The organism is Promicromonospora sp. NPDC057138, from assembly GCF_042670845.1.
In the GTDB taxonomy this organism is placed as follows: Bacteria; Actinomycetota; Actinomycetes; order Actinomycetales; family Cellulomonadaceae; genus Promicromonospora.
Genome location: NZ_JBHUUX010000025.1, coordinates 39,677 through 56,012 on the forward strand (window position 1 = coordinate 39,677; position 16,336 = coordinate 56,012).

Annotated in this window: 12 protein-coding genes; 7 read left to right on the forward strand and 5 right to left on the reverse strand. The window is 74.7% G+C overall.

The genetic code is table 11. The features are described 5' to 3' along the window. Nucleotides 1-153: 153 nt before the first annotated feature. Together ACFT2C_RS15240 and ACFT2C_RS15245 are read left to right on the forward strand one after the other, a co-directional pair. A complete protein-coding gene (locus ACFT2C_RS15240) occupies nt 154-744 on the forward strand; it encodes a low molecular weight phosphatase family protein (RefSeq protein WP_377207906.1) in 591 nt (196 codons plus the stop codon). 41 nt (nt 745-785) lie between these two features. After that, entirely contained in the window at nt 786-1,022 is a 237-nt protein-coding gene (locus ACFT2C_RS15245) for a DUF2530 domain-containing protein (protein WP_377207907.1), read from the forward strand. A gap of 77 nt (nt 1,023-1,099) precedes the next feature. Here ACFT2C_RS15245 and ACFT2C_RS15250 read toward each other — a convergent pair whose 3' ends face one another. From ACFT2C_RS15250 to ACFT2C_RS15265, 4 genes are all read right to left on the reverse strand, one after another. Next, nucleotides 1,100-4,399 (reverse strand): sacsin N-terminal ATP-binding-like domain-containing protein, encoded by a 3,300-nt coding sequence (locus ACFT2C_RS15250; RefSeq protein WP_377207908.1) that lies wholly within the window; start codon nt 4,397-4,399, stop codon nt 1,100-1,102. Beyond that, nucleotides 4,396-5,301 (reverse strand): DUF3027 domain-containing protein, encoded by a 906-nt coding sequence (locus ACFT2C_RS15255; RefSeq protein ID WP_377207909.1) that lies wholly within the window; start codon nt 5,299-5,301, stop codon nt 4,396-4,398. Before ACFT2C_RS15255 ends, ACFT2C_RS15250 begins: the two co-directional genes overlap by 4 nt. A gap of 23 nt (nt 5,302-5,324) precedes the next feature. Further along, nucleotides 5,325-5,699: a cold-shock protein gene (locus ACFT2C_RS15260; protein ID WP_377207910.1), complete on the reverse strand. Its 375-nt coding sequence runs from the start codon at nt 5,697-5,699 to the stop codon at nt 5,325-5,327. Between the two features lie 195 nt (nt 5,700-5,894). Then, nucleotides 5,895-6,623: a TetR/AcrR family transcriptional regulator gene (locus ACFT2C_RS15265; RefSeq protein WP_377207911.1), complete on the reverse strand. Its 729-nt coding sequence runs from the start codon at nt 6,621-6,623 to the stop codon at nt 5,895-5,897. 126 nt (nt 6,624-6,749) lie between these two features. Here ACFT2C_RS15265 and ACFT2C_RS15270 point away from each other — a divergent pair, with 126 nt between their 5' ends. The 5 genes from ACFT2C_RS15270 to ACFT2C_RS15290 all read left to right on the forward strand — a co-directional run bounded on the left by ACFT2C_RS15270 (nt 6,750) and on the right by ACFT2C_RS15290 (nt 15,531). After that, nucleotides 6,750-7,670: an NAD-dependent epimerase/dehydratase family protein gene (locus ACFT2C_RS15270; protein WP_377207912.1), complete on the forward strand. Its 921-nt coding sequence runs from the start codon at nt 6,750-6,752 to the stop codon at nt 7,668-7,670. A gap of 73 nt (nt 7,671-7,743) precedes the next feature. Beyond that, complete coding sequence (locus tag ACFT2C_RS15275; RefSeq protein ID WP_377207913.1) at nt 7,744-10,476, forward strand: helicase-associated domain-containing protein; 2,733 nt, start codon at nt 7,744-7,746, stop codon at nt 10,474-10,476. 45 nt (nt 10,477-10,521) lie between these two features. Further along, nucleotides 10,522-12,219: a DNA repair helicase XPB gene (locus tag ACFT2C_RS15280; protein ID WP_377207914.1), complete on the forward strand. Its 1,698-nt coding sequence runs from the start codon at nt 10,522-10,524 to the stop codon at nt 12,217-12,219. A 102-nt stretch (nt 12,220-12,321) separates the two neighbouring features. Continuing rightward, the gene (locus tag ACFT2C_RS15285; protein ID WP_377207915.1) at nt 12,322-14,610 is read left to right on the forward strand and encodes a TPM domain-containing protein; all 2,289 of its coding nucleotides are present in this window, start codon (nt 12,322-12,324) and stop codon (nt 14,608-14,610) included. A 114-nt stretch (nt 14,611-14,724) separates the two neighbouring features. Further along, nucleotides 14,725-15,531: a carbonic anhydrase gene (locus ACFT2C_RS15290; RefSeq protein WP_377207916.1), complete on the forward strand. Its 807-nt coding sequence runs from the start codon at nt 14,725-14,727 to the stop codon at nt 15,529-15,531. Nucleotides 15,532-15,641: 110 nt separating this feature from the next. Here ACFT2C_RS15290 and ACFT2C_RS15295 read toward each other — a convergent pair whose 3' ends face one another. Next, nucleotides 15,642-16,235, reverse strand: coding sequence for an NYN domain-containing protein (locus ACFT2C_RS15295; RefSeq protein ID WP_377207917.1), 594 nt, complete (start codon nt 16,233-16,235; stop codon nt 15,642-15,644). Between the last annotated feature and the right edge of the window lie 101 nt (nt 16,236-16,336).

Sequence of the window (16,336 nt, forward strand, 5' to 3'; positions counted from 1 at the left end):
GCCTCTGTGCATTTGCACGCAATCATCGTGAATTTGCACATAGTCAAAGCTCGCGCCAATCCCCATAAACCACCGGAATCTCGGCAGAGTTCATGCAATGCGGAGCAAGAACTACGCTCAGGCACGCCACAACCACCGAGGGAGGCACCCTTCATGCCCTTTACCGTGCTCACCGTCTGTACGGGCAACATCTGCCGCTCCCCGGCGGTCGAGACCCTCCTGCGCCACGTGCTCGACGCGTCCGTCACCGTCGGCAGCGCCGGGACGAATGCGCTGGTCGGTCACCCCATCGCCGAGCCGATGGCCAGGCTCCTGGCCGCCAACGGATTCCCGCCCGCCGACTTCGCCGCGCGACAGCTCACCCCCGAGCTCATCAGCGGGGCCGATCTTGTCCTCACCTTGACCCCGGCGCACCGCGCCTGGGTGGTCGACCGCGTGCCGGCCGCCGTCCGCCGCACCCTCACCGTCATGGAGCTGGGCCGGCTGTCGAGCACGCTGGTGCCCGGCGCCGTCGTGGGGCAGGACGACGCCGCCCGGCTCGCCGCCCTCGTATCCGCCGCGCTCCTGGAGCGGCCGAGGCACGCCGGCCGCCACCACGACGACGGCGTCGTGGACCCCTACGGCCGCTCCGCCGCCGCCTACCGACGCTCCTACGACCAGATCCTCGAGGCGCTGACCCCGATCATGAACGCGCTGCGCGCGGAACCCCCCGGCGGGGCGGAATTCACCCGGGGCGCGCAATGACGCCAACGGGCTCGCCGACCCCTCGTCCGTACACTGGCAGAGTGCCAACGATCCGCTCGCTGCTGGCTCACCCCGAGGAGCGTCGGCCCAGCCCGCCGGCCCCGCGCGCCGACCTCTACCGGATCTTCGGCGCGGGTATCGGTCTGTTCGCGATCGGGCTGATCGTCGCGCTGATCCTCACGATCACCGGCCGCGGCAACCTGGAAGCCGTCGCGATCTGCGGCACGGGCATCGCGCTCGGCGGGCTCGGCCTGCTCTGGGCGCGCCGCCACCGGTAAGGCCACCGGTAACCGCCACCGCTCGCCGGCCGCGGGCGGAGCCTGTCGCGGCACCTGTCTCGACTTCCGGGCCGCGCTCAGTCCCAGGCGCGCTCGGCGCTCAGCTCCTCCGCACGCGCCGGGTCGCGCAGTGCCGCCTCCAGAAGGAGGGGGTCCGCGCCCGTGAGCTCGGCCAGCGCTCGCGCCAGGCCCTCGGGCGAGGCGGCGTACGGAACAGCTTGGGACACCCACCACGCAACACGCTTGCCCTCCACCGACAGCGCGTCATGGCGACGCCATGTCGCCGGCGCGCCCGGCGCGAGGGCTCGGACCCGCGGATCTAGCTCGACCGGCTCGCCGGGTTCGTCGGGCGCGATGTCGGTATCGCCCTCGAACGGGAGGTCCAGCAGCTCGGCGAGCGCCTCGCCGACGTCGGCCGGGGCGGGGACCACCGGGCCGAGCTGGGCCCACCGGGGCGATGTGGCGACGGCCAGGTCGTCCGCGCTCTCCACCGTGACGCCGGCCGGACCGAGGGCGGGGAGCCGGGAAGGGGCGATGACCCGGGGGTCGCCGGCGCGGGCGAGCGCGGCGAGCCCCGCCCAGACCGCACGAGCAACATCGGCGGAGAGCCGCGCGGGCACCGCCCCCTGCGCCCCGGGTAGCCGCTCCAGGACCGCCGGCCAGTCGTGTCCGCGCAGGTCAGCCAGGTTGTGTCGCCCCCCGAGCGCGGTCAGGAGATCCACGCCCAGACCGGTGGTCTCGGGCGGGGCGGGTGGCAGCAGCGGCGTGTCCCCGAGCGCGAACGGCGCACCGAGGCGACGCCGCAGGAACCACGCCGTGTACGACGCCGCCTCCCGCCCAGGAGCGTCCGGCGAGCGCACGGGCGTCAGGAGGGCGCGGCGCAGACCCGGGTCGGTGGAGATGCGGGCGAGCGCCGCGGCGAGCGAGCTCTGCTCGGCTAGGTCGGTGCCTGCCGTGTCCCGCAGTGCGTCGAGGTCGGGCACCGCCTCCGCGTCGCCGATCCACGCCCCGGCGCCCAGCTCGTCCGCGAGGTGTTCGAGGTACTCGTCCCAGTCGGAGAGCCAGCCCGCGGGGTCGTCGGCGCCGTAGTCGGCCTCGTCGCGATCGGGCGTCACGACGTCGACGACGCGGTAGACGCCGAGGTCGGCGCGGGCCCCCGCTGCACCGAGGGTCTCGCCGCCCCAGCGCTCGACGACGTCGTAGCGCACCACGGCGAGGTCCAGGTTCCGGGCAGCCCACGTACCCGGCAGCGCCGCCTCGCGGAGCGGGACCACGGCGTCGGCCGCGACGACGGGGAGCTCCCCCAGCCAGAACGGAAGGTCGCCCGGGCCGGGCTCGGCGACGGCGAGGTGCGCCAGCTCGAGCACGGCCGAGACGGTCTCGGCGGGGGTCGGCTCGTCCTGTGCCCACGATTCCTCGTGCGCCGACCCCGCCGGTGGCCGAGCCGACAGGACGGCCCCGAGCTGGTCGGCGTCGGAATCGTCCAGCACGTGCTCGGCGGCGGCGAGCGCCGTCGACCGCACCGCGGGGTCCGCGAGCAGCCCGCGCGGCGTGGTGGGCGCGGCGCCGGCCCGCTCCAGGACGGGATGGGCGGCGTCCGGGTGGATCACCCGGACCCCGAGCGCGCGGGCGATCCCGGCGAGGTGCGGGGCGTCGAGCAGCACGGTCCCCCGGGCGCCGCGAGTCACGCGCCCGTCGGCGAGCGGGAGCGGCGCCCCGGCGATCGCCTCGAGCACCGTGGGTTCTCCCGTGTGCGGTGCGAGGGCGTCGAGGGCCGCGTACACGATGCCCGAGTCGGCCGGGAGGGCCTCGACCAGGTCGGCGAGGCCGAGTGAGTCCGCCCCGAGCGAGCGCACGAGGGCCTGGTGTCGCACGGGGACGACGACCAGGGCCCTGGGGGTGCCCATCGCGAGCGCGCGGGCGAGCGCCGGGTCCTCGCCGAGCGGCCCGGCGAGGAAGGCGGCGTCCGACGGCGCGACCCGCGGCACCGGGGCGTCTGCTTCCCCTTCACCGATCTGGGTCCCGAGCGCGTGATCCGGCGGGCTCACCGGCAGAAGCGGGGTGTCGCGCAGCGCCGCGACGGCGGACGCGCGGATCATCGCGTCGACGTCGCTCGCCGGGAGCCCGGTCGGCACCAGCCCGAGGATGTCGTGCCCCGCGGCGGGCTCCCCCAGCAGCGCGTCATAGCTCCCGGCCGGATCTCGGCGCTCGGCGCCGAGCTCGCCGAGGAACGCGGCGTAGGCGCGGCCTGCCTCGGCGGCCACCCGGTCCGACGTCGGCCCCGGCAGCACTCCGCGGCGCCCCGGGTCCACCGGGAACGACGCGATGAGCAGCGCCGGGAACGTGAGCCGCACGTCCGTGGGCGTGGGCGCGTGCAGCACGGTGCCCTCCGGCACGTGTCGCCTCGCCACGGGCAGTGCCCAGAGCACCGACCAGTCCGGACGACGCGCCTCGGACGGCAGCGACTCGTCGGGGTCCAGCGCCCCGGACGCCCGGTGCACACGCCACCGCGACCCGACGTCGCGCAGTTCCCGCGCGGACGCACCCTCGGCGGTGCCGTGGGGTTCAAGTTCCGGCTGACCTGCGAAGTCGTCCTCGATCACCACTTCGTCGAGTGCCGGGAGGGCGAGCAGGAGGGCGTCGTCGACCGCGGCGAGCTGGGCGCGCACGGCGGCGACCGCGACGGCGTCGCGCAGCACGAGCTCGACCACGGTGTCCGGCTCGTCCGGCGTGGTCGCGGGGGCAGGAAACGGGAGCCGGAGCACGGGCAGGGCGTCGCCGCGCGCCGCGGCCGATGCCGTCAGGCGCGCCGCAGCGTCACCGTCAGCAGAGCCGCCCGACGGAGCCGCCGACAACCCCAGCTCCTCGCGCGTCTCGGCCAGCGAGAACCGCACGCCGCCGTCGCGCGACCGGACCAGCACGTCGTCCGAAACCGACCGGACTGCGGCGAACCCGACCCCGAACCGCCCCACGACGCCGGCGGACCCCGGAGCCGCGCCGTCTGGCAGCCCGACCTTCGCGGAGGCCCGGAGCGACGCCAGCGACGCGACGCCGTCGGCGTCGAGCGGCGCGCCCGTGTTGGCGGCGACGAGCCGCCAGCCCGAGCCGTCGGAACCGCCACCGGAGCTCACCTCACCCGAGCCGCCAGCCCCAGGCCCGACCGCCTCCAGCCGCAGCGTCAGCCGCCCGGGCACCCCGGCGCGCGCGGCGGCGTCGGCGGCGTTCTGCGCGAGCTCCACCACCACGCGGTCGCGGTAGTAGCCGCGCGCGTGGTCCTCCTCGGAGTTCGCGTCCTCGCGGAAGCGGGTCGGCGACGCACCCCACGCCTCGGTCACCGCGCGCCGCAACGCGCCGGTACCGAAGGGGTCGCGGGTCACGTGGGAGATTCGCCCCCGTTGCTGGAGGTCTCGACAGGCTCGACCACCGAACCGACAGGCTCGACCAGCGAGTCAGCAGACCCGTCCAGCGGTGCCGCGGACTCGCCCGCCGAGGCGATCTCCACCTCGTGCTCGTCGATCAGCGGCGCGGGCGCCGGCCAGTCGGTCGGGTGCTCCTCGACGTCGGTCTCCGAGTGCGCGCCGCAGCCGTGGTCGAGGGAGACCACCTTGCCGTCGTCGGGCGACCACTCGTTGGCGCACACCCCGAAGAGCTGGCCCATCGAGCCGGACAGCGGGATGAGGAACGCGCAGGTCATGCACTCGGCGGCCGCCGCAACGGACCCCGCCGTGGTGGGGCCGCGCGACCCGCGGTACCAGCGCTCGGCGGCCTCATCCCGGCCCTGCGGGGACAGCACGCGGGCGCGGGCGAGCGCGAGCTCGTCGATCGCCACCTCGTCCGTCTCGGGGTCACCCGTCGGGGTGTAGCCGGGCTCGAGCCGCGGGTCGTCGTCGCGGAACGGCAGCACGTCGCCCGGGCCGACGTCGCCCGGGCGCAGCCGCTCGGACCACGGCAGCCAGGCCGGGGCGAGGATCGCCTCGTCGCCCGGCAGCAGCTCGACCTCGCTGATGGTGGCGGTCCGGCCGCGTGGCACGCGCGTCACCGTGACCGTCCAGTGCCAGCCGCGGTACCCCCGCATGGTCGCCGCGAAGCGGTGCGAGACCACCCGCTCGTCCTCGAAGAGGGTGCCGAGGTGCTCCCCGACGTCGTCCGGTCGCTCAGCCACCTCCTGCGCGGCGGCGCGCGCGAGCTCGGCCGCGCCGTTCAGCACGGCGTCTCGGCTCGAGCGTGCGGCGACCCGCCGGGTGGGCGTTCGTGTGGCGGGCGCGGTGATCGTCACCATGTTCCTCGGGACCTCGTGGGGGTTCAGGCGTCGAAGTCGTCTGCGACCTTGCGCAACATCTTGGCAAGGATCTCCGGGTTCTTCGGATAGCGCCCCTTGCGCAGGTCATTGGCGACGCCGTCCAGCATCTGCGTGAGATCGCCGACGAGCACAGCCATGTCGTCGGCGGACTTCCGCTTGGCCTTGGCGACCGACGGCGCGACGTCGAGCACCTTGACCGCGAGCGCCTGCGGACCGCGGCGGCCGTCGGCCACCCCGAAGTCCACCCGCGCGCCGGGCTTGGGCACGACGCCGTCGGGCAGGGCGGACGCATGCAGAAATACCTCGCCGCCGTCCTCGCTGGCGATGAAACCGAAACCTTTGTCGGTGTCGAACCACTTGACCTTGCCGGTGGGCACTGCGACCTTCTTCTGTGCTTGTCGATACTGCTCGTGGCAACTGCTGGTGATGGCCCTGGCTGCTGCGAGCTGAGCGCGCCACCTGGGCCGGAAGTACCAGGTTACCGGGCGGAAGCCTGCCGCGTCGCATGCATTGGTCACTCTTCGCCCGCGCGGCGGGTCCGGGGCCCCTTCCGCGCCGTCCGGGCTCCGCCGTCAGGCCCCGATCCCCAGGTCCGCGAGGAGCCGCAGCGCCACCTCGTCGAGCCATGCCGCCGAGTCGGCGACCGAACCCTCCTGGTGCCCGAACAGCTCGAACGAGATCAGGCCGAACAGCATCGTCCACGCCATGACGGCGCGGCGGATCGTCTCCGGCAGCTCGCCGTCCGCCGGGTCGACGCCGTCCATCAGCCCGTGCTCCGCGATGAACGCCAGTGCGGGCGCCATCGTCCCGGAGGCCCCGGCAGGCGGCGGCGCGACCACCGGGCGCGCCCCGGCCGCGTAGGCGTCCCCGACGATGCGGACGAGCACGCGCACCACGCGGGTGGCCGGGTCGACGGTGTCCCGCGGCGCGGCATAACCGGGCACGGGCGTGCCGTAGAGCAGCCCGAACTCACCCGGGTGCGCGATGCACCACCCGCGGACGGCGCGGAACGTCGCGAGCCAGCGCGCCGCGATGTCCGAGCGGTCGGCGACGCCCGCCTCCGCGGCCTCGGCGGCCTCGCCCAGCTCGTCGTAGGCCTCGATGAGGAGCGCCGTGAGCAGGGCGTCGCGGCTGGGGAAGTACCGGTAGACGGCGGACGAGACCATCTCGACGTCGCGCGCGACGGCGCGCAGCGACAGTGCGGCAGGGCCGTCGGTGCTCAGCCGCGCGCGGGCCGAGTCGAGGATCTCGCGGGTGATGGTCTCGCGGGCGAGGGCGCGGGCAGTGCGGGCCGGACTCATGTCCCCAGGCTCCCACTTCAGATCACCGCACACAAATGTGAGCACTGCTCTTGCCAAGGCGCACCCGCTCGTGCCACGCTGACGGCACGCAACCGAGAGCACCGCTCTCAGAATGGAGCATCGATCATGGCTGACCACCACCTCATCGTCGGCGCCGGTCCCATCGGCCGCCACGTCGCCGCCCTCCTCGCCGAGCGCGGCTCCCGCGTCAGCGTCGCGAGCCGCTCGGGCCGCAGCACCGGGATCGACGGAGTCGAGCACCTCGCCCTCGACGCCGCCGACGCCGACGCCCTGGCCCGCGCCGCCGAGGGCGCCGACTACCTGTACAACTGCGCCAACCCGGCCGACTACACCCAGTGGGAGCGCGTCTGGCCGCCGCTCGCCGCGTCCCTGCTGTCGGCCGCCGAGCGCTCCGGCGCCGTCTACGCGATCACGGGCACGCTCTACCCGTACGGCCCCGTCGACGTCCCCCTCTCGGAGGAGCTGCCCGAGGCCGCCACGGACCACAAGGGCCTGCTGCGCGCCCGGATGTGGGCAGAGGCCAAGGCCGCGCACGACGCCGGGCGCCTGCGCGTCGTCGAGGTCCGCGGCTCCGACTACATGGGCCGCGGCGTCGGCGGGAACGGGCACATCTCGCGCCTGGTGCCCGACGCGATGCGGGGCAAGCGCGTGACGATGATGGGCCGCACCGACCTGCCCCACACCTTCACCGACGTCGCGGACGCCGCCCGGACGCTGGTCGCGGCCGCCGAGGACCCAGGCGCCCACGGCCGGGTCTGGCACGTCCCGAGCAACGCACCGGTCAGCCAGGCGCAGGCCCTGACGGACGTCCTGGCGAGCGCCGGCAAGCCGCCGGTGAAGATCTCCTCGCTGCGCGGCGCCGCCCTGGGCGCGACCGCCCTCGTCTCCCCGTTCATGCGGGAGATGCGCGAGATCATCTACCAGTGGGAGCGCCCCTACGTCCTGGACGACTCCGCCGCCCGCGCCCGCTTCGGCATCACGCCGACGCCCTGGGCGGAGGTCTGCCGCCGCACCGCGCAGGGCTGACGGCGGCCGGGGCGTGGACCGGGGCGTGGAACGGCCGGACTTCGGCCCAGGAAACCCGCGTAGCATCGTCAGGATGGCCTCCTCGCTCCCCGCAGCGCCGGCGGCGGCCACGCGGCACTTCGCCGACGACCTCCGGCAGCGCTCGGACACCGCGCTCGCCGCACTGCTGCGCGCCCGTCCTGATCTCGCCGCTCCCTCTCCCTCGACGCTCCGCTCGCTGGCGGCCCGCGCCTCCAGCCGCACCTCCCTCGAGCGCGCCCTCGCGCGCGCGGACGCCCTGACCCTGCAGGTCCTGGAGGCGGTGCTCGCCCTCGAGCCGGTCTTCCGCCCGCTGCCCGACGCCGGTAGCTCGCCCCTGCCCGGCCCGCTCAGCACCGAGGTGATCACCTGGGCGCTGGGCGGGTCCGCGGCGGACCGGCCCCGCGTCGAGGCGGCGATCGACCGGGCCGTCGAACAGGCGCTGCTCTGGGACGCCGGCGCGGAAACCAGCCCCGACACCGCACCGGACGCGCCCCTCGACCTGCGCACGGTACCCGGGCTCGACGAGCTGCTCGGCCCGAACCCCGCGGGCCTGGGCCCGCATCTCGACCCCGTCCCGGACGGGCTGCCCGAGGCGGTCGGGCATGCGCTCGGCCCCGGGCCCGGCCGGGCCGAGACCGCCGCGGCGCTCGACAAGCTCCTCGCCGGGTCGCCTCCGGGTACCCGCGCGATCCTGGACGCGCTCGCCTGGGGTCCGCCGGTCGGCGTCGTGCCTGCTGCGGGCACCCGGCCGCGCGACGCGGTGAACTGGCTGGTCACCGAGCACCTGCTGGTCCGGTCGGACGCCCGGCACGTGGTGCTGCCGCGCATGGTCGGGCTGGCCCTCCGCGACGGGCACACCCACCGCGAGCCGCGCACCCGGCCGCCGGAACCGCAGGGCCGCAGCGTGCACACCGCCACGGCCGACGCCGAGGCCGCGAGCGCGGCGCTCGAGCTGGTCCGGCGGGTGCGGCTCCTGCGGCAGTCCTGGGACGAGAACCCGCCGTCGGTGCTGCGGTCGGGCGGCCTGGGCGTGCGCGACCTGCGCCGGGTGGCCACCCAGCTGGAGGCGGACGAGCGCGCGACGGCGTTCGTCGTCGAGATGGCCGCCCTGGCCGGCCTCGTGCGGGACGACGGCGACGCGCCGCCGTCGTACGTGCCGACCGTGACCGACTGGGACGACCTGGACGACGCCGCCCGCTGGGCGCGGCTCGTCGAGGCCTGGCTGGTCTCCCGCCGCGCGCCGTGGCTGGTGGGCTCCCGGGACGACAAGGGGGCGCTCCGCGCGCCGCTGTCGCCGGACCTGCAGCGGCCGTGGGTGCCGCGCCTGCGCAACGGGGTGCTCGGTGTGCTGGCGGCCGAACCGGCCGGTGAAACGGTCCTCGCCCCGACGCCCGACGCGGTCGTCGAGGTGCTGACCTGGCACACGCCCCGTTCCGTGCCGCCCGCGAGCGCGGTCGAGGGCCTGCTGGCAGAGGCCGAGTGGCTGGGCGTGACGGGCGCGGGCGCGCTGTCCACGCCGGGCCGCGCCCTCCTGGCCGCCCCACCCGACGTGTCAGACGTACGGGTCACCCGGGTGACCCGTACGTCTGACGGGTCGCCGGGCGATCCGGCCGCGGCGCTGCGGGCGGTGCTGCCGCACGAGGTGGACGAGATCCTGCTCCAGGGCGATCTCACGGGCATCGTCCCGGGCCGCCCGTCGCGCGAGCTCGCGCGGCTGCTGGAGCGGTCGACGGACGTCGAGTCGCGGGGCGCCGCGACGACCGTGCGGTTCAGCCCGGCGTCCGTCACCCGGGCGCTCGACCAGGGCGAGACCGCTGACGGCATGCTCGAGGAGCTGGCTCGCCGCTCCCCCGTGCCGGTGCCGCAGCCCCTGGAGTACCTGGTCCGCGACACCGCCCGGCGGCACGGCGCGGTGCGGGTGGGTTCGGCGTCGGCGTACCTGCGGGCTGCCGACGCGACGGTGCTGGCCGGCCTGGAGCACGACCCGTCGCTGGCCGGGCTGGGCCTGGTACGGCTCGCGCCCACCGTGCTCGCGGCGTCCGTCCCCCCGGCCGCCCTGCACGAAGCGCTGCGCAACCGCGGCCTGGTCTCGGCCCTCGAGGGCCCGGACGGGCGCGTGCTCGTCGCCCGCCGGGGCGTGACGGGCCGCGCCGTTCCCGCGCCCCGGTCCGCGGCGGCCATCCGGATGGGTTCGGCGTCCGACGTCGCCAGCCGGACCCCCGATCCCGAGACGCTGGTCGCCGAGCTGCGCGCCGTCGAGGCGGCGGCGCGCGCCGGTGCCCGCGCGCGGGCCGACGCCGCGGAGGTGGCGCGGTCGGTGTCGACGTCCGGCGGCGGCATCCCGCTGCGCGGCTACCGGGTGGTGGGCAGCGTGCCCCGCGCCGGGATCACGGCGGTCGAGCAGCTGCCTGGCACTCCGGCCGTCACCTCGGGACCGCCGACGCCGGAGCGCGCACCCGCCCGCACCGCGGCGTCCGCGGACGACACCACCGACGCCGCCGACGCTGCCGACACCGGCTCCGGTTCCGGCGCGGAGGCCCTCGACGAGGACGCGGGAACACAGCACCCCGCCGATGGGTTGGCACTGCTGCGCGACGCGCTCCGCGACGGCTCCACGGTGATCGTCGAGGTGGCCGGGCACACCGGCCGCCTGGAGCGCCGCGAGCTCAAACCCCTGAACCTCGACGGTGGACGCCTTCGCGCACTCGACCCCAACCGGGAGGCCGAGCTGACGATCGCCGTCCACCGCATCGCGTCGGTCCTGCCGACGTCAGCCACGCCGTGAGCCCCACGCCGTGAACCGCTGTAGAGCAAGACTGAGGGAGACTCCATGCCCGACGGCCCGTTGATCGTGCAGAGCGACAAGACGCTGCTGCTGGAGGTCGACCACCCGAGCGCCGAGAAGGCGCGCCGCTCCATCGCGCCCTTCGCCGAGCTGGAGCGCGCGCCCGAGCACGTGCACACCTACCGCCTGACGGCGCTGGGCCTGTGGAACGCGCGCGCGGCCGGCCACGACGCGGAGCAGGTCGTGAACACGCTCATCGAGTTCAGCCGCTACCCGGTGCCGCACGCGCTGCTGGTCGACGTCGCCGAGACGATGGCCCGCTACGGGCGCCTGCAGCTCGTGCAGGACCCGGCCCACGGCCTCGTGCTGCGCACCACCGACCGGGCAGTCCTCGCGGAGGTGCTCAAGTCGCGGCGCACCGCGGGCCTGGTCGGCGAGCGCCTCGACGAGTCCACGGTGGCGGTGCACCCCTCCGAGCGCGGTCACCTCAAGCAGGTCCTGGTCAAGCTCGGCTGGCCGGCCGAGGACCTCGCGGGCTACGTCGACGGCGAGAAGCACCCGATCGAGCTGAACCACACCACCGAGCCGCGCACGCCCCACGAGAAGGCGTCGACCTGGGAGATGCGGCCCTACCAGGCGCAGGCCGTGGACGGGTTCTGGCACGGCGGGTCGGGCGTCGTGGTGCTGCCCTGCGGCGCGGGCAAGACGATCGTGGGCGCGGGCGCGATGGCGAAGTCGGGCACGACGACGCTGATCCTGGTCACCAACACCGTGAGCGCGCGCCAGTGGCGCGACGAGCTGGTGCGGCGCACGAGCCTCACCGAGGACGAGATCGGCGAGTACTCCGGCGCCCGCAAGGAGATCAAGCCGGTCACCATCGCCACCTACCAGGTGCTGACCACCAAGCGGAAGGGCGTCTACACGCACCTCGAGCTGCTCGACGCCCGCGACTGGGGCCTCGTCCTGTACGACGAGGTGCACCTGCTGCCGGCCCCGGTCTTCCGCATGACGGCGGACCTGCAGGCGCGCCGCCGCCTCGGCCTGACCGCCACGCTGGTGCGCGAGGACGGCCGCGAGGACGAGGTGTTCAGCCTGATCGGGCCCAAGCGGTTCGACGCGCCGTGGAAGGACATCGAGGCGCAGGGCTACATCGCGCCCGCCGACTGCGTGGAGGTGCGGCTCACGCTCCCGGAGAGCGAGCGCATGACGTACGCGACGGCCGAGCTGGAGGACAAGTACCGGCTCGCCGCGTCGGCGTCGGGCAAGAAGAAGGTGGTGGAGCAGATCGTGGCGCGCCACCCGGACGACCAGGTGCTCGTCATCGGGCAGTACCTCGACCAGCTCGAGGAGCTGGCCGAGCACCTCGGCGCGCCGATCATCACCGGGGCGACCACCAACAAGGAGCGGCAGCGGCTGTTCGGCGCGTTCCGCGAGGGCGAGATCTCCCGGCTCGTGGTGAGCAAGGTCGCCAACTACTCGGTGGACCTGCCGGAGGCATCGGTGGCGATCCAGGTGTCGGGGTCCTTCGGGTCACGGCAGGAGGAGGCGCAGCGCCTCGGGCGCATCATGCGGCCCAAGGCCGACGGGCGCACCGCGCACTTCTACGCGGTGGTCGCGCGGGACACCGTGGACCAGGACTTCGCCGCCCACCGGCAGCGGTTCCTGGCCGAGCAGGGGTACGCGTACCGCATCGTGGATGCCGAGGACCTGGACGAGTCCCCGGCCGGCTCCCCGACGCCGTGAAAATGCCCTTCACGCTGGGCGTTCACCTGAGGATTCGTTGCATATCCGCAACGCCGCGCTCTCCGATTGCGGTGTGCTGAACCCGGGGTGACGATCAGGGACGTGATCGAGTCCCCAGCAAGAGACGAGCATCATCACGATCCCTGCTCCTCCGCGTCCGGGGGATGGGCCGTCGCAGCATTCGCGGGCCTCGTCGGCGTGGTCCTGGCGGCCACCTCCCAGGCCGCGAGCGCCACCGTCGGCGCGCCGTCCGAGCCGATGCCGTCCGTGTCGCCGCGCCTGACGGCGGCCATGCAGGCGGAGCTCATGTCGGACGTGCTCCCCGCTTCGCCGCCGATCACGCTCACCGACCCCGTGACGGACGGCGCGGGCGTGCTCAGCGATGCCGAGCGCCAGGAGGTCCGGGACGCCGTCGACCGGCTCGGCGACGACTCCGACCTGCGCATGTTCGTCGTGTACATCGAGAGCTTCGACGGCACCGAGCCCGTGGACTGGGCCAACGCGAGCGCCAACCAGTCCGGGCTCGGCGCGGACGACCTGCTGCTGGCCATCGCCACGGCCGACCACGAGTTCGGCCTGTCCGCCGACAGCAACGTCGCCCTCACCGACGCGCAGCTCGGCCGGATCGACGACGCCGTCGCCGCCGCGGTCGAGGAGGAGCGGTGGGTCCCAGCCGCGACCGACGCCGCCGACGCCGTCCACGAATCGGCCCCCAGCGGGCCCAGCCCGCTCCTGGTGGCCGGCGTGGTCGCGGTCGGCGTCCTGGTTCTCGCCGCCCTCGGCTTCGTCCTGTGGCGCCTCGCCGCGCCGCGGCTCCGGCCGCGCCTCGTCCGGTTCGCGCACCGCGCCCCGGCATCCGGCGGCCCGACGGCGGACGAGCTCGCCCACCTCTCCCTCACCGAGCTCGACGAGCGCGCCGCCGCGGCGCTGGTCGGCATCGACGACGCGCTCAAGACCTGCGACCAGGAGCTCGGCTTCGCCCGCGCGGAGCTCGGCGCCGACGCGACGCGGGATTTCGAGCTGATCCTGGCGCGCGCCGCGGGCGACGTCCGGCGGGCGTTCGCGATCCGGCAGGCGCTGGACGCCGCCGCGCAGGCGAACGGGGCGCAGGCGGACAAGGCTCGGGCCGACGGCGCTCGGGCCGACGAAGCCGGCGCTGACGAAGCCGGCGCTGCCGAGGCGCGACCCGCCGCCGTCGAGCCGGAGGACATCGAACGCCGTACGCGCCTGACCCGCGTCGTCGAGCTGTGCGAGAGCGCTGCCGACACGCTCGACGCGCGCACCCGCGCGTTCGACGACCTGCGCCGCCTGCAGCAGCGCGCGCCCGAGGTGCTGGCCGACGTCGTCGCCCGCGAACCGGAGGTCGCCGGCCGGGTGACCACGGCGCGCGCCACGCTGGAGCGGCTCGGCGAGACGTACCCGGCGGACACGCTCGCGATGGTGTCGGGCAACCCGGAGCAGGCCGAGCTGCTGCTCGACAACGCCAAGCAGACGGTGGCCGCCGGGCGGTCGGCCCTGGAGGCGGGCCAGAAGGCCGTCGCCGTCGCGCACGCCCGGGGCGCGCAGAACGCGCTCGGCCAAGCGGTCATGCTGCTCGACGCCGTGGACGCCACCGCCGCCCACCTCGAGGAGGCCGCCGGCCGGCTCGACAAGGCGATAGCGTCGCTCACCCAGGACGTGGCTTCGGCCAGGTCGGTCGAGGGCGACTTCCGCGTCACGCTCGCGCGGACCGCGGCCCAGGCCTCGCTCAAGCACGTCGAGATGACGCGCGACGGCGGCAGCCCGCTCGCCGGTCTGCAGCGCATCGCGGCGGCCGAGGCCTCGCTCGACGTCGCCCTGGCGTCCACCCGCGACACCACCGAGGTGAAGGCCCGGGCCTCCGCGCTGCTGCGCGACACCCTCGGCCGCGTCGACCAGCAGCTCCGCCAGACCGCCGACTTCGTCGCCACGCGGCGCGGGGCCATCGGCGCGACGGCGCGCACGCGGCTCGCCGAGGCGGTCCGCCTGGCCGACGCCGCCCGGTCCCTCCAGCCGACCGATCCCGCGGCGGCGGTCGGCGAGGCCCAGCGCGCGAGCGCGCTCGTGCAGGAGGCCGCCCGGCTCGCCCGCGCCGACGCGGACGTCGTCGTGATGGCCGCCGCGGCGTCCGACGACGTCGAGCCCGACGCGACCGCCGGGACTCCCGGGACCGATGCGAACGGGCCGATCACCGGCGGCATGATGCTCGGCGGCATCCTGCTCGACCCGAGCCTCGTGCGCTCTCGCAGCAGGCGCGCCACCGCGGCGCGCATCGGCGGCGGGTTCGGCGGGGGCGGGTTCGGCGGCGGGCGCCCCGGCGCGATCCGGAAGCTGGGCACGATCCGCACCTGGTGGCCGACGCCGGCCCGGTAGCGCGTCTCACGCGGACGCTCGTGTGGTCACGAAGGGGCCGGGAGATCGGTAGTTTGACCCGCCGGTCTTTTCACCCACGGGGAGCCGGATGCTCCCCACGAGAGGTAGCCACACATGAAGAAGCTCGCTCTGCCCGTCGTCCTGCTCCTCGCCCCGCTGCTCGCGTCCTGCGCGCCGGGCTCCGCCGCCGACGGCGCGGCGTCCGAGGCCCCGCCGCCTCCCGCCGCGGGCGAGGTGCACTGGTCGTACGAGGGTGAGGAGGGCCCGGACGAGTGGGGTGAGCTCGCCGCCGACTTCGCCGCGTGCGAGGACGGCGACGCGCAGTCGCCCATCGACCTGCCCGACCACGCCGGCCAGAAGGTGACGGGGCACCCGAGGATCACGTCGTCGCGCACCGTCGGCGAGTCGGTCGACACCGGCCACACCATCCAGCTCGTACCCGACGGCGACGCGTCCGAGATCGAGTGGAAGGGCAACGAGTTCGGCCTCGACCAGGTGCACTTCCACATGCCGTCGGAGCACACCGTCGAGGGCAAGGCGCTGGATGCCGAGTTCCACTTCGTCCACACGACCGAGAGTGGGAAGGTGCTCGTCCTGGGCGTGCTCGCTCAGGGGGGCGGCGTCGACAACAAGGCCTGGCAGCCGTTCGTCGACGGCGCGGCCGAGCCGGGCTCGGACGAGCTGCCGATCGACGTCGCCGCGATGCTGCCGGCGGACCCGACGTTCGAGGAGTACGCGGGCAGCCTCACGACGCCGCCGTGCACCGAGGGCGTTGACTGGGTCATCTACCACGAGCCCATAGAGCTGTCGGCGGAGCAGATCGCGGTCCTGAAGGGGGCCTACGAGGGCAACGCCCGCCCGACCCAGCCCCAAGGCACCCGCGAGGCCTACGAGGGCACGATCACGCTGAACCAGGACTGACGGGCCGCGTGCTGGTGATGCCGAAGTAGAGCGCCTGTCCGAATCTCCCTCGTGTCACCGAGGGAGATTCGGACAGGCGCTCTACTTCGGCATCACCAGCACCCGTCTGGCTACAGGTAGCGCAGCGGGTCGAACTCCTCGATCGGGATGATCCGGACGCGCGGCAGCATGGTCGTGAAGGCGTCGGCGTCGGCCTCCAGGTCGTACATGACCAGGCCGCGCTGCTCCAGCTCCGTGAACCGGGCGTTGACGAACTCCCGGAAGCCCAGCAGGCCGACGCGGCGGTCGTCGTCGTCGAGCAGCGCCTCGATCTGCGGCAGGAAGTCGCCGTCGTGGCTCGCGAGCAGCACGTCGCCGGGGCGGTCCATCAGCGCGTCGAGGGTGCGCTGGATACCGACGTCGACGACCTTCTCCGAGCCCTGCGCGGCCAGCGGGATGGGCTTGTAGCCCATGGCGAGCAGCGCCTGCACGAACGGCATGGGCATCTGGCCGGACGTCGCGTTCAGGAAGAACAGCGGCACGACGCTCTGCGACCACACCTTCTCCGCGAACGCGGAGATGCGGTCCCAGCGGGGACGCTCCTCGGGTGCGGGACGGCGGTTCAGCACGTTCATGCCGAGCGTGGCGTCGATGTTCTCACCGTCGACGATGAGATACGTGCGCCGGGGCGTCTGCCCAGGCTCCTGCGGGAACGGTGCTGACATGCAGGACAGCCTAGCGGCGTGCCAGGTGGCAGGCCGGGTGATGCTCTACGGGGGCCCTGGCAATTTCCCGGGCGAAACTCAGGCAGCGTTCAGGAAGCGGT